Below are 12,644 nucleotides of genomic sequence, written 5' to 3' on the forward strand. Positions count from 1 at the left end.
GTACGGCCGGTGCGGCGGCCGGCGGGCCACCGGCGGCGTGACAGGTGCCGGCGGGTGCCGGCAGGTGCCTCGGAGGCACCCTCAGGTGTCAGGACGTGAACGCGTGCGGCGCGCTTGTCTTGCCGGGGATCCAGCGCGGCGTGTCCGCCGCCTGGTCGCTGATCGCCGTGAGCACCGCCTGGCGGTACATGCCGAGCCTGCTGCGCCACTCGGCGACGTCCTGGACGTACCGGCCGGCGACGGGCGCGTCCCAGACGTCCCTGCTGCGCGCCATCTCGTACGGCTTGTCGAGGGACTTGGTGAGCTGGTCCAGCAGCGGGAGCACGTGCATCCACAGGTCCACGAGCTTCTGGTACTCCGGGTTGAACACCCAGTGCGTCGGCTGCCCGCCGGGCGAGAGCAGGTCGGTGCTCGACGGCGCCGGCGGGGTCTCGCCGGGCTGCAGCGGGGTCGGCGCCGGGGGGTCGGCGTAGCTCACGATCGCGCCTCCTGTGCGGGGCCGGCGGGAACGCCGGCGATGGTGATCGCGTGCCCTGCGGCACGGTGCCCGATACGGCGCCCGGCGGGGGACCAGGCCGCGGTCCCCACGCCCGGCGACAGCGTCGTTCGTGCTCGCACGGTCAGTTCTCCGGGGTCGGCGGACCGGGGTCGACGGCCTCGACGCGTCCCGGAGGCCCGTCGGGCTGGATCTTCCTCGCCGCCCAGTCGCCCTCGCCCCACTCCCCCTCGGGAACTCTGACGTCCGGCATGTCGTGGGGAGCGATGTCGCGGTGATGGTCCGCCAGCATCTGCAGCGCCGCGTCGTCGTGCATGTGACGGGCCGGATAGGTGAGCACGTCCCCCGGCTGCGTGGCGGCGACCGCACGCGGATCGGGCCACGAGTAGCCGTCGCCGTCCCCGGTCCGCCCAGCCGCGCCGTCCCGGTCCGCTCCCGTCACGCCGGACCCGGTGCCGTCACCCCCGGTCGCTCCGTGGCCACCCCATCCCTGGCCGTTCCCCGCGCCCTGACCACCCGCTCCCTGGCCGTTCCCCGCTCCGTGGCCACCAGCCGTGCCATGGCCATCCGCTCCGTGCGTACCGTGGCCGCCGGCTCCGTTACCACTCGCGCCATGACCATTCGCGCCGTGACCACCCGCGCCATGACCACCCGCGCCGTGCGTTCCGTATCCGTCCGCCGGGCCGCAATCACCTGTCTCTCCCTGACCCCCGCCGGGCCAGCCCGCCGCACCGTGCCCACCTGTCCCACCGTGCCCACCTGTCCCACCGTGCCCGGCGTGCATCGCGCCGCAGGTGCAGCCCGGCCCACCGATGGCGCCTCCAGGCGCCGCGCCACAGGTGCAGGACATGCCGGAGGGCGTGTGCGAGGTTCCGGCGGAATCGTCGAGGTGGGTGATGTCCACCTGCTTGGGAGATTGCGCCGTGCCGTTCCCCGTGCCCGGGTGATCGGCCAGGCCGCCCGTGGCCGTGCCGTTCGGGTGATCCTTCAGTGTGCCGGTGGCCGTGCCGTTCGCGGCACCGCTGTGACCGCTGCCAGTCCCGGTGTGACCTCTCTCCACTCCGTCCATCGCGACGCTGGCCGTCGTGCCGTTCCCGGTGCCTCCGCCGGTGTGACCGCTGCCCGTGCCTGTGTGACCGCTGCCCGTGCCCGGGTGATCGGCCAGGCCGCCGGAGCCCGTGCCCGTGCCACCGGCCGTGCCGGTCGCGGTGCCCGTGCCCGAATGATCGGCCAGGCCGCCGGAGCCCGTGCCCGTGCCACCGGCCGTGCCGGTCGCGGTACCGGTGCCCGCCGGACCGTTGTCCGCCCTGTTCATCTCGAGACTGGCCGTCGTCGTGCCGTGTGTCGCGCCACTGCCGCTGTCGGTGTAGCTGGTGGCGGAGTTGTACGTGGTCGTCTGGCCCGTGCTCGCGGTGTGGGTCGTCGCCGTGCCGTGGCTGTCGGGAGTCCCCGGAACAGAGGTCGCGGTGCCCGCCGCGTACGGATCCTCCGTGGCGTTGTCGGCGGGCGTGCCGACGTAGTCGCCGTCGGGATCCCCGGGCGCGAGCCCGGTGTGAGGGGCCTGGTTCGCCGTCTGGCCCGTGCTCGCGGTGTGGGTCGTCGCCGTGCCGTGGCTGTCGGGAGTTCCGGGGACGGAGGTCGCGGTGCCCGCCGCGTACGGATCCTCCGTGGCGTTGTCGGCAGGCGTGCCGACGTAGTCGCCGTCGGGATCCCCGGGCGCGAGCCCGGTGTGGGAGGGCTGGTCCGCCGTCTGGTTGCTCGGTTCGAGCGGGTTGACGTACCCGGGCGCCCCGTTCGGGTGCGGACCACTCCCGTTCGCCGTCTGCTGGGCGTGGGTTGTCGCGCTCCCCGCGTCGGGCTGGTTCAAGGGAGTGGCGACGACCCTGGTCCCGTCGACCGTCATCTCCTGCCGGCCGGCCCTCTGGTCGATGTCATCCGGATGGTCGATGCCCGGAGTGTCGATGATCTGCGAGTCGTCGCGGACGCCGGGCTGCTGCCCACCCGCCGGCCTCGACCCCTCCGAAGTGGCCTGCCCATGGCCCTGGCCCTGGGTCTGCCCGGGGCCGGAATCGCCTGTGTCGGAGACGTCGACGGGCTGGACGGGATGGGTGATCTGGGCCGCGTCCTGTGCGGGCCGCATCTGCGGAAGCTCGCCCGTCGCCGTGCCGTGGGTCTTCTCCGCGTGCTTCGCCCCGGCCGAGCCGCCGCCGTCCGTGGCGGAGCGAGGCGCTCCGTCGGACGCGCTGTGCACCTGGTGGGAGCTCTCGCCCCGCCCCGCCGCGCCCGAGTCGCCCGAGCCGTGGCCGGCGGGCGAGTTGCGGACGGATTGCTCCTTGTCGTGGACCTGCCTGTCCCCGGGCTGCGTGGCCGTGCTCTCCGCCCCGCCCCCCGCCGTCCCGTGCTTCGGAGCGGGCTTGTGGTCGGCCTTGGAATCAGCCTTCTGGTCAGCCTTGTGATCGGCCTTGTCTCCGTGCGAATCGGACTTCGGCGCCGGGTCGTCCGCCGGCGCCGTGATGTCCTTCTCCTGCGTGTAGGTGGCGCCGTTGACCGTGGGCGCCTTGCCGGTGCTCTGCTTCTCCTTCTTCTCCAGCAGTTCAAGCCGGCCGGTGACGTCCTTGACCATCGTGGTGCAGGCGTCTGCGACCTGCGACGGCCGGTGCGTCACGTGCACGGACACGCCCGCGTTGCGCGTCAGCTGGGTGACGCGGGCCTCGATGGTGCCCATCTGATTCGCTGCGTGCTGAACTTGCGACAACAGCTCACGGACGAGCTTCGGATCCATCCCGTCAAGCTTGGCCATGGGCGCGCCTCCACAGAGATATCGGCGCACTTCACGGTAGCCGGGGTGACTTCAGTAGAGAAGACCGATAGCCAGACGGCATCGATCATCCTGCTCGGGGCCGTGACAGCGTCTCAGAATGTGAGACGCAGGCCCGGAGCGCGGTCACTCCTCCGTCGCGAGATACCCGACCACGTTCCGGATCTTGTCCACGGGGATCGCGCCCTTGCGCAGCACCCGGGGCACGGCGGTGGTCAGGTCGAGGATCGTGGAGGGGACGTCGTCGCCGCAGGGGCCGCCGTCCAGGTAGACGGTCACCAACTCTCCGAGCTGCTCCTGGGCCTGGTCCACCGTCGTGGCGGGCGGGTTGCCGGACCGGTTGGCGCTGGAGACCGCCATCGGACCGGTCTCCTTGAGGAGGTCCAGCGCGACCGGGTGGAGCGGCATGCGGACGGCGACCGTTCCCTTGGTGTCGCCGAGGTCCCACGACAGCGACCGGTTGGCCCTCAAAATGAGCGTGAGCGGCCCGGGCCAGAAGGTGTCCACCAGGTCCTGCCCGTACGTCCCGAGGCTCTCCACGAGCGCGTTGGCGGCCCGCACGGTGCCCACGAGAACGGGGACGGGCATGTCCCTGCCCCGCCCCTTCGCCTCCAGCAGCGCGTTGACCGCGGAGGCGGTGAAGGCGTCGGCGCCGATCCCGTAGACCGTGTCGGTGGGAAGCACCACGAGTTCGCCCTTGCGCACGGCAGAGGCGGCGTCGGTCAGGCCACCGGTCCGCTCGGCCGGGTTCGCGCAGTCATACCGTCGGCTCACGAAGCCATCCTTCCACGTCTTTCGCCCGGCGCCGCCGTCGTGACCGGCTCGCCGTGCCGATCCGAAATCAGTCCTGAATCAGTCCTGGGTCAGCCGCGCGGTGACGAACCGGTCCCGGCCGGTCAGGTCCTGCCGCAACCGGACGTCGCGCCAGCCCTTCTCCTCCGAGAACAGCCAGTACACCGCGTTGCCCTGGAGGTCCGCGTGCTCGACCACGACGAACCCGCCCGGCCGCAGCAGCCTGCGGGCCGTACGCTCGACGGCCCTGACCTCGTCCAGCCCGTCCTCGCCCGACCCGTACAACGCCCGGGAGGGATCGTAGTCGCGCACCTCGGGGTCCCGGGGAACCGCTCCCGGCGGAATGTACGGAGGGTTGGAGACGACCAGGTCCACCTGGCCGTTCAGCTCGGGCAGGCAGTCGGTGAGGTCCTCGGGGTGCAGCGTCGTGCGTCCCTGACCGTGTTCGAGGACGTTGCGCTTGGCCCAGCCGTACGCCACGGGGTCGATCTCGACGGCGTGCACCTGCGCCAGCGCGACCTCCTGCGCGATCGATAGCGCGATCGCCCCCGAGCCGGTGCCGAGGTCGACCACGACCGGGGAGGCGACGTCCATCTCCTGGAGCCGGTCGATCGCCCAGCCCGCGACGACCTCGGTCTCCGGGCGGGGCACGAAGACCCCCGGGCCGACCTCCAGGGACAGATAGCGGAAGTAGGCCCGCCCGGTGATGTGCTGCAGCGGCTCGCGCGCCTCGCGCCGGGCGACCCCCTCCCAGAAGCGCGCGTCGAAGTCGGCGTCCTTCACCGTGTGCAGCATGCCGCGCGGCACGCCGTGGACGAAGGCCGCGATCTCCTCGGCGTCCGTTCGCGGTGACGGCACTCCCGCCTCGGCGAGCCGGGCGGTGGCGAGGGCGATTTCGTCGAGCAGGAAGGTCATGGTCTCTTACGGCACGGGGTTCGCGGCTGGGCGTGGCGGTCGCCGGTCCGCGGAGCACGGGCCGGCGGGGTGGCGCGCGGCGGGGTCGCCGAGTCTCCGGGTCTCACGCATCATCTCCCAGGTCCTCCACGGTCTCCCATCGTCCCCCCGCCGCTACCTCGCCCGCCGCCGTCTCACGTACGGGCGGCCAGCTTCTCCGCGAGTTCGGCGTCGAGCAATGCCTGTATCACCGCGTCGAGATCGCCGTCCAGGACTTGGTCCAGGTTGTAGGCCTTGAAGCCCACACGGTGGTCGGAGATGCGGTTCTCGGGGAAGTTGTAGGTGCGGACCCGCTCGGAGCGGTCGACGGTGCGCACCTGTGACTTGCGCTCGGCCATCGCCGCGGCGTCGGCCTCCTCCTGCGCCATCGCGAGCAACCGCGCGCGCAGGATGCGCAGGGCCGACTCCTTGTTCTGGAGCTGGCTCTTCTCGTTCTGGCAGGACACGACCACGCCGGTCGGCAGGTGCGTGATCCGCACGGCCGAGTCGGTGGTGTTGACGCTCTGCCCGCCGGGCCCGCTGGAGCGGAAGACGTCGATCCGCAGGTCGTTCGGGTCGATCTGGACGTCGACGTCCTCGGCCTCGGGATACACCAGCACGCCCGCGGCGGACGTGTGGATGCGGCCCTGCGACTCGGTCACCGGCACGCGCTGGACGCGGTGCACGCCGCCCTCGAACTTCAGCCGCGACCAGACGCCCTCCCGCCCCTTGATGGCGACGGTGACGTCCTTGTAGCCGCCGAGGTCGGAGTGCTGGGCGTCGATGACCTCGGTCTTGTAGCCGGCCCGCTCGGCGTACCGCAGGTACATCCTCAGGAGGTCTCCGGCGAACAGGGCGGACTCCTGGCCGCCCTCACCCGCCTTGATCTCCATGATGACGTCCTTGTCGTCGTTCGGGTCGCGCGGGACGAGGAGATGGGTGAGCTTCTCCTCCAGCACCGGGATGCGGCCCTCCAGCTCGGCCGCCTCGTCCGCGAACGCCGGATCCTCCGCCGCCAGTTCGCGCGCCGCCGCGAGATCCTCCCGTACGCCTTCGAGCTCCCGGTACGTCGTGACGATCGGCGTGAGCTGCGAGTACCGCTTGCCGTACGTCCTCGCCTTGCTCTGGTCGGCGTGCACGGCGGGGTCGGCGAGCCGCAGTTCGAGGTCCGCGTACTCGCTCATGATCTCGTCGAGGTTCACCGCACGCTCCTTACGCTCAGTCCTCGGTAAAGGCCGCAATCACCAAGAACGCCGACCCGGTGACGCCCCCGAACAGAGGGCGCCCCGAGCCGGCGTGTTGGAGGAGCTACTTGCCCTGGGCCTTCTTGCCGAAGCGCGCCTCGAAGCGCGCCACCCGGCCACCGGTGTCGAGGATCTTCTGCTTGCCCGTGTAGAAGGGGTGGCAGGCGGAGCAGACGTCGGCGTGGATGACGCCGTTCTTGGCGGTGCTACGGGTGGTGAAGGAGTTCCCGCAGCTGCAGGTCACCTGGGTGACCACGTACTCCGGGTGGATGTCGGCCTTCATGTCTCAGTCCTAACGCTAGGTGCGGTCGCCGGGTCGCTCTGCCTGTCGGGGCTGCGCGCATCGGGCACACCACGATGCGCTGCGCGGGAACCGGTACCGCTGCGGTCGGCTACCAGTGTGCCAGATCCTCCAACCATCCCAGGCCATGCGCTATTCCCACGCGCAGGAGGGCTCCAGGGCGGCGCCGCCGGTCCGACAGAAACGCCGTGAAACAGGACCGGGGTTGACACCTGTGTGGACGAGCCACATCCGTACCACTAGGCTCCCGTGTCCAAACCCGACTTTTCCCTCAATTTTACTAATGTAAGGGGTAACCATGAGGAAGGGCTTGCGGCTCGCCTTGGCGACCGCAACGGGGGCCGCTGTCCTCGCCGCAGGAGCGGCCATCACGACAGTCACCCCCGCGTACGCCGCTGCGGCGGTCGCAGACATCAAGATTGACACCACGGTGAGCTTCATCCCGCCCACCGGCAGTGACTCGATTCCGTTCGTCGTCAAGGTCAACGACCCCTACGTGGGTTCCAAGGCCCCGGACATCAAGGCCGAGTTCTGGAAGGAGGGGGAGGCGACCACCAGCGCGGGGCACGCCGCGTCGGTGACCGCCCTGAGCGACCTGGCCAACACGACTCCGGCTCCGACGCCGGCGAGCTCTGTGGACGTCAAGGGCAGCATCCCGGTCTCCTCCAGCGACAAGCCGACCACCGCCACGGGCAAGTGGACCCTGAAGGTGACGGTCGACCCCGAAGGCAGTGCCAGTCCGGTCAGCAGGACGGAGACCTTCGAGGTCAAGGCCGCGACGCGGGTGACCAGCGCGAACGTGGACCCGGACCCGGTGTATCTGAAGTCGGGCAAGGAGGTCGACGTCTACGCGGCCTTCCACCTGGAGAAGTTCGGCGACGAGAAGATCACCGACGTCCGGCTGGAGTCGAAGGACTCGGACGACTACTACTCGCTGACCACGGGCCTCGAGGCGGACGACTCCTACCACGACTCCACGTCGATGGACTACAGCACGTCGACGGGCAGCTGGCAGCTGCGGATCAGCATCAGCCGGGCCACCAAGAAGTACTCCTTCACCAAGGCCTTCGAGGTGAGGAAGAGCGGCAGCTCGAAGGCCAAGTCCAAGATCACCCTGTACGCCTCCCCCAGCAAGGTGAAGAAGGGCAAGGCGACCAAGCTCTACGGCAAGGTCTACCGCGGCTCGAAGGCGTGGAGCAAGAAGATCCTGAAGCTCTACTTCAAGAAGAAGGGCACCAAGAAGTGGAAGTTCGTCGGCTACGTCGGCGCGACCTCCACCGGTAAGTACACCAAGAGCGTCAAGCCGAAGTACGACGGCTACTGGCGGACCACTGCCGCCGCGACCAGCCTGACCTACGGCTCCCTGTCGAACATCAAGTTCGTCGACGTGAAGTAGCCCCTGGCTGTACGGCTCGCCCCATCAACCCCTGGCGCCGGCCGTACAGCAGCACAGATCGCCGAAGGCCCGCGCGGACCAGTCCGTGCGGGCCTTCCCGCGTCTCCGGGCGCGGACGCCGTACCCGTAGACGCGGACGCCCCGGACGGGCGAGCCGTCCGGGGCGTCGGCGAGTGACGTCCTGGTGTCAGTCGCGGTCGTTGCTGACCGTGGTCTTCTGCACCTGGAGCAGGAACTCCGCGTTGGACTTGGTCTCCTTCATCTTCTCCAGAAGGAGCTCCAGCGCCTGCTGCATGTCGAGGGCGTGGAGGACGCGGCGGAGCTTCCAGACGATGGCCAGCTCCTCCTTGCCCATCAGGATCTCCTCCTTGCGGGTGCCGGAGGCGTCCACGTCGACCGCGGGGAAGATCCGCTTGTCGGCCAGGGAGCGGTTGAGCTTGAGCTCCGCGTTGCCGGTGCCCTTGAACTCCTCGAAGATGACCTCGTCCATCTTGGACCCGGTCTCGACGAGGGCCGTGGCGAGGATCGTCAGCGAGCCGCCGTTCTCGATGTTGCGGGCGGCGCCGAAGAACCGCTTCGGCGGGTAGAGCGCGGTCGAGTCGACACCACCGGACAGGATCCGGCCGCTCGCGGGCGCCGCGAGGTTGTAGGCGCGTCCGAGACGGGTGATGGAGTCGAGCAGGACGACGACGTCGTGCCCGAGCTCCACCAGCCGCTTGGCCCGCTCGATGGCGAGTTCCGCGACGGTGGTGTGGTCCTCGGCCGGGCGGTCGAAGGTCGAGTGGATGACCTCGCCCTTGACCGACCGCTGCATGTCGGTGACCTCTTCCGGACGCTCGTCCACGAGGACGACCATCAGGTGGCACTCCGGGTTGTTGCGGGTGATCGCGTTGGCGATCGCCTGGAGCACCATCGTCTTGCCGGCCTTGGGCGGCGACACGATGAGTCCGCGCTGACCCTTGCCGATCGGCGACACGAGGTCGATGATCCGGGTGGTCAGGATGTTCGGCTCGGTCTCCAGGCGCAGCCGCTCCTGCGGGTACAGCGGCGTGAGCTTGTTGAAGTCGGGCCGCTGGCGGGCCTGCTCCGGGTCCATGCCGTTGACGGTGTCGAGGCGGACGAGCGCGTTGAACTTCTCACGCCGCTCGCCGTCCCTCGGCTGCCGGACGGCGCCGGTGACGACGTCGCCCTTGCGCAGGCCGTTGCGGCGGATCTGCGCGAGCGAGACGTACACGTCGTTCGCACCGGGCAGGTAGCCGCTGGTGCGCACGAAGGCGTAGTTGTCGAGGATGTCGAGGATTCCGGCGATCGGGATCAGGACGTCGTCGTCGCTGATCACCGGCTCGTTACCCTCGAAGCGGTCGCGCCCGCGGCGGCCACGCTCGCGGAAGCGGCCACGACGCCCGCGGCCGTCCTCGCCCTGGTCGCCCTTGCCGTCGGAGCGGTTGTCCTGACGGCTGTCCTGGCGGCTGTCACCACGACTGTCACCACGACTGTCACCACGACTGTCGCCACGGCTGTCACCACGGCTGTCACCACGGCTCTGCTGGTCGCGGCGGCCCGGGCCGTCGCCGCCGTCGGCGACGCGCTGGTCACCACGCTGGTCGCCGCGCTGGTCACCACGGCTCTCGCGGCTCTCGCGGCCGTCGCGGTCCCCGCGCTCGCCACGCTCCCGGCTGCGCTCGCCGCGCGTGCGGCGCTCCCGGCGCTCGCCGCGCTCGGGGCGCTCGCCCCGCACCTCGGACGGCGCGGACTCGGCCTGCGGCTCGGTGGAGACGACGGCGGCGGATCCGTTCTGCGCGGACTCGGCGACCACGGCGGGCGCGTGCTCGATCGCGGGGCGCTCGTCGCGCGGCGCGACGACCGGCTCGGCGGCGGCCACGGGCTCGGCGGGCGCCGTCGCGGGCGCGGCCGAGCGGGAACGTTCCCTGCGGGTACGGGTGGGGCGCTCCGCGACGGCGGGCGCCGCCTCCGCGGCGGCCTTCGGCTCGGCCGCGGCCTCTCCCGCTCCGCCCTGCTTCTCCTGGATGGCCGCGATGAGCTGGCTCTTGCGCATCCGTCCGGTCCCCGTGATGCCGAGGCTGGTCGCCAGGGCCTGAAGCTCGGGGAGCACCATGCCTGCCAGGCCCGTGCCGGAGCGACGTCGCGGACGGGCCGGGGCGGATGTGGGGGTGTCGCCGGCGGCCTGGCCGTCGGAGAGGAGTTCGGTGGTGTCGCTCAACTAAGGGTCCTTCCCAGGGGTCGGGCGCCAGAATCGTGCGTCCAGGCGTCCCGGTGATGCGACCCGGCGGGACAGACCGGGTCGGGCTTCGCGAATCTCATGTGTCGGCGACCCTCGGGATTCGCGAGCGGTAGGTGCCCGGGGGCGATCCCCCGGATTGCCGCCACCGACCAGATGTCTTGGTGGTTCGAACGCGCATGTCTCCGAGCGCGCCGCCTCCGGTCATGCCACCCGAGGGTGTGCCGACTGGAAGAAACGGTTTCGGGGAAATCGCCTTGCCCGCGTCGCGGGACGCGAGACGAAGTGCAGCGATGTGCGAATGACAAGCACGCACCCAACACGGGGGCACCTGGTGCGGCTATCAGCCTAACATCACCAGCGCGCACAGCTATTCCCTGAAGGTCGAAGAAGTATCAGCGTGTCTCGGGAAACCGAACGAACGCACCAGACGGGTCGACGTTCATTGGCTGGATGTGCCAGTCATTACCCACTTCTGCCGCGATCAAATCCTTGGCATCCGTTGTCGTCAACGCGAGCACCGTCGGACCTGCCCCCGAGACGACGGCGGGCACCCCCGCCGTACGGAGCCGTCGCACCAGGTCGGCGGTGCGTGGCATCGCCGGCGCTCGGTACCTCTGGTGCAGGCGATCCTCGGTGGCGGCGAGCAGGAGGCCGGGTTCCGGTCTCTCCGTGAGCGCCGCGACGAGCAGAGCCGCCCGCCCCGCGTTGGCCGCCGCGTCCGAGTGCGGTACGTCCTTCGGCAGCAGCCCCCGTGCCTCCTCCGTGGACAACCGGAAATCCGGGATCAACGCCACCGGCCGGACGTCCTCGTGCGGAGTCAGTTTCACCATACTCGCCACCCCCGACTGGTCGGTCCAGGCGATGGTGAGCCCGCCCGCCAGACAGGGCGCCACGTTGTCGGGATGCCCTTCCAGCTCGGTGGCCAGCGCGAACACGTCAGCATCCGGAAAATCTTCCGCGCCGCGCCGCCGCGCGAGGGCGCGGGCGGCGAGGATGCCCGCGCAGATCGCGGCGGACGACGAGCCGAGCCCCCGCGCGTGCGGAATCCGGTTGCGGCACCGCAGTTCGATGCCGCCGGGCTGGGCGAACCCCATGCGGTCGAAGGTCGCGCGCATGGTCCTGACGACGAGATGGCCCTCGCCGTCGTCGAGTTCACCGGCGCCCTGACCCTCCACCGCGATCCGCACGCCGGGCGAATCGGAGATCGCCGCCTCAACCTCGTCGTACAGGTCGAGGGCGAGGCCGAGGCTGTCGAAGCCCGGGCCGAGGTTGGCGCTCGTCGCGGGCACGCGTACGACGACGCCGTGACTGTCGGTCAATTCGTCACCTGGAGATGTGCTGAGTGTCAGAGGGCGGGTCAGGCGAGTCCCAGCGCCGCCGCGGCCGCGTAGGCGTCGGTCGGGATCGTCACCGGAGCGGGAGCGCCGGAGATGGCCCAGTCCGGGTCCTTCAGGCCGTTGCCGGTCACGGTGCACACGACCCGCTGTCCCGGCGTGAGCAGGCCCTGCTCGTGGGCCTGCAGCAGGCCGGCGACGCTCGCGGCCGAGGCGAGCTCGACGAAGACGCCCTCCTCCTGCGCGAGCAGCTTGTACGCCGCGGCGATCTGGCGGTCGGTCACGGCCTGGATGTCGCCCCCGGACTCGTCGCGGGCGGCCTCGGCGAGCCGCCACGAGGCGGGGTTGCCGATCCTGATCGCCGTGGCGATCGTCTGTGGGTGGGTGACCGGCGAGCCGCCGACGATCGGCGCCGCGCCGCTGGCCTGGAAGCCCAGCATGCGGGGCCGCTTGGTGGCCACGCCGTCCTCGGCGTACTCCTTGTAGCCCATCCAGTACGCCGAGATGTTGCCGGCGTTGCCGACCGGGATGCAGTGGACGTCCGGCGCGTCGCCGAGCGCGTCGACGATCTCGAAGGCCGCCGTCTTCTGCCCCTGCAGGCGGTGCGGGTTGACGGAGTTGACCAGCGCGATGGGGTAGGTCTCCGCGAGCTTCCTGGTCATCTCCAGACAGTCGTCGAAGGAGCCCTCCACCTGGAGCAGCTTCGCGCCGTGGACCAGCGCCTGGGCCAGCTTGCCCATCGCGATCTTCCCGCGCGGGACGAGGACGGCGCAGGTCAGCCCGGCCCGTACGGCGTACGCGGCGGCCGAGGCGCTGGTGTTGCCGGTCGAGGCGCAGATGACCGCCTGGGCGCCCTCCTCGACGGCCTTGCTGATCGCGAGGGTCATGCCGCGGTCCTTGAAGCTGCCGGTGGGGTTGAGCCCCTCGACCTTCAGATGGACGTCACATCCCGTGATCTCGGACACCCGCCTGGCGGGGACGAGCGGCGTACCGCCTTCGAGCAGGGTCACCACGGGCGTCGTCGCGGAGACCGGCAGACGGTCGCGGTACTCCTCGATAAGGCCACGCCAAGCCCTGAACATGGTTGC

At 70.6% G+C, this 12,644-nt stretch carries 10 protein-coding genes; 1 reads left to right on the top strand and 9 read right to left on the bottom strand.

Annotated elements, in window-relative coordinates; all coding sequences use genetic code 11:
- Nucleotides 1-88 precede the first annotated feature (88 nt).
- The 6 genes from FED44_RS24635 to rpmE all read right to left on the bottom strand — a co-directional run bounded on the left by FED44_RS24635 (nucleotide 89) and on the right by rpmE (nucleotide 6,566).
- The gene (locus tag FED44_RS24635) at nucleotides 89-478 is read right to left on the bottom strand and encodes a hypothetical protein (RefSeq protein ID WP_117409072.1); all 390 of its coding nucleotides are present in this window, start codon (nucleotides 476-478) and stop codon (nucleotides 89-91) included.
- 142 nt (nucleotides 479-620) lie between these two features.
- On the bottom strand, nucleotides 621-3,296 hold the full coding sequence (locus FED44_RS24640) for a hypothetical protein (protein WP_167521582.1): 2,676 nt from the start codon (nucleotides 3,294-3,296) through the stop codon (nucleotides 621-623).
- A 144-nt stretch (nucleotides 3,297-3,440) separates the two neighbouring features.
- Entirely contained in the window at nucleotides 3,441-4,088 is a 648-nt protein-coding gene (locus FED44_RS24645) for an L-threonylcarbamoyladenylate synthase (RefSeq protein ID WP_117409074.1), read from the bottom strand.
- Nucleotides 4,089-4,166: 78 nt separating this feature from the next.
- On the bottom strand, nucleotides 4,167-5,021 hold the full coding sequence (gene prmC / locus FED44_RS24650) for a peptide chain release factor N(5)-glutamine methyltransferase (protein WP_117409075.1): 855 nt from the start codon (nucleotides 5,019-5,021) through the stop codon (nucleotides 4,167-4,169).
- A gap of 173 nt (nucleotides 5,022-5,194) precedes the next feature.
- Complete coding sequence (gene prfA, locus FED44_RS24655; protein ID WP_117409076.1) at nucleotides 5,195-6,241, bottom strand: peptide chain release factor 1; 1,047 nt, start codon at nucleotides 6,239-6,241, stop codon at nucleotides 5,195-5,197.
- A gap of 106 nt (nucleotides 6,242-6,347) precedes the next feature.
- Complete coding sequence (gene rpmE, locus FED44_RS24660) at nucleotides 6,348-6,566, bottom strand: 50S ribosomal protein L31 (protein ID WP_117409077.1); 219 nt, start codon at nucleotides 6,564-6,566, stop codon at nucleotides 6,348-6,350.
- 316 nt (nucleotides 6,567-6,882) lie between these two features.
- On the opposite strand from rpmE, the gene FED44_RS24665 reads away from it, so the two are divergent.
- The gene (locus tag FED44_RS24665; RefSeq protein WP_138462211.1) at nucleotides 6,883-7,980 is read left to right on the top strand and encodes a hypothetical protein; all 1,098 of its coding nucleotides are present in this window, start codon (nucleotides 6,883-6,885) and stop codon (nucleotides 7,978-7,980) included.
- A 187-nt stretch (nucleotides 7,981-8,167) separates the two neighbouring features.
- Here the strand turns inward: FED44_RS24665 and rho are convergent, their stop codons facing one another.
- The 3 genes from rho to thrC all read right to left on the bottom strand — a co-directional run bounded on the left by rho (nucleotide 8,168) and on the right by thrC (nucleotide 12,638).
- Nucleotides 8,168-10,201 carry a transcription termination factor Rho gene (rho, locus tag FED44_RS24670; RefSeq protein ID WP_138462212.1) on the bottom strand — a complete coding sequence of 678 codons (2,034 nt, stop codon included), beginning with the start codon at nucleotides 10,199-10,201 and terminating at the stop codon, nucleotides 8,168-8,170.
- Nucleotides 10,202-10,614: 413 nt separating this feature from the next.
- Nucleotides 10,615-11,541 (bottom strand): homoserine kinase, encoded by a 927-nt coding sequence (gene thrB / locus FED44_RS24675; RefSeq protein WP_111700012.1) that lies wholly within the window; start codon nucleotides 11,539-11,541, stop codon nucleotides 10,615-10,617.
- A gap of 38 nt (nucleotides 11,542-11,579) precedes the next feature.
- Nucleotides 11,580-12,638: a threonine synthase gene (thrC, locus tag FED44_RS24680; protein WP_111700011.1), complete on the bottom strand. Its 1,059-nt coding sequence runs from the start codon at nucleotides 12,636-12,638 to the stop codon at nucleotides 11,580-11,582.
- Nucleotides 12,639-12,644: the final 6 nt, after the last annotated feature.

This window comes from Microbispora triticiradicis, assembly GCF_005864065.1.
GTDB lineage: Bacteria > Actinomycetota > Actinomycetes > Streptosporangiales > Streptosporangiaceae > Microbispora > Microbispora triticiradicis.

Excerpts from the sequence above, each read along its gene's own strand:
- FED44_RS24640 (WP_167521582.1), bottom strand. The coding sequence starts at position 3,296 with ATGGCCAAGCTTGACGGGATGGATCCGAAGCTCGTCCGTGAGCTGTTG.
- prmC (WP_117409075.1), bottom strand. The coding sequence starts at position 5,021 with ATGACCTTCCTGCTCGACGAAATCGCCCTCGCCACCGCCCGGCTCGCC.
- rpmE (WP_117409077.1), bottom strand. The coding sequence starts at position 6,566 with ATGAAGGCCGACATCCACCCGGAGTACGTGGTCACCCAGGTGACCTGC.
- FED44_RS24665 (WP_138462211.1), top strand. The coding sequence starts at position 6,883 with ATGAGGAAGGGCTTGCGGCTCGCCTTGGCGACCGCAACGGGGGCCGCT.
- thrC (WP_111700011.1), bottom strand. The coding sequence starts at position 12,638 with ATGTTCAGGGCTTGGCGTGGCCTTATCGAGGAGTACCGCGACCGTCTG.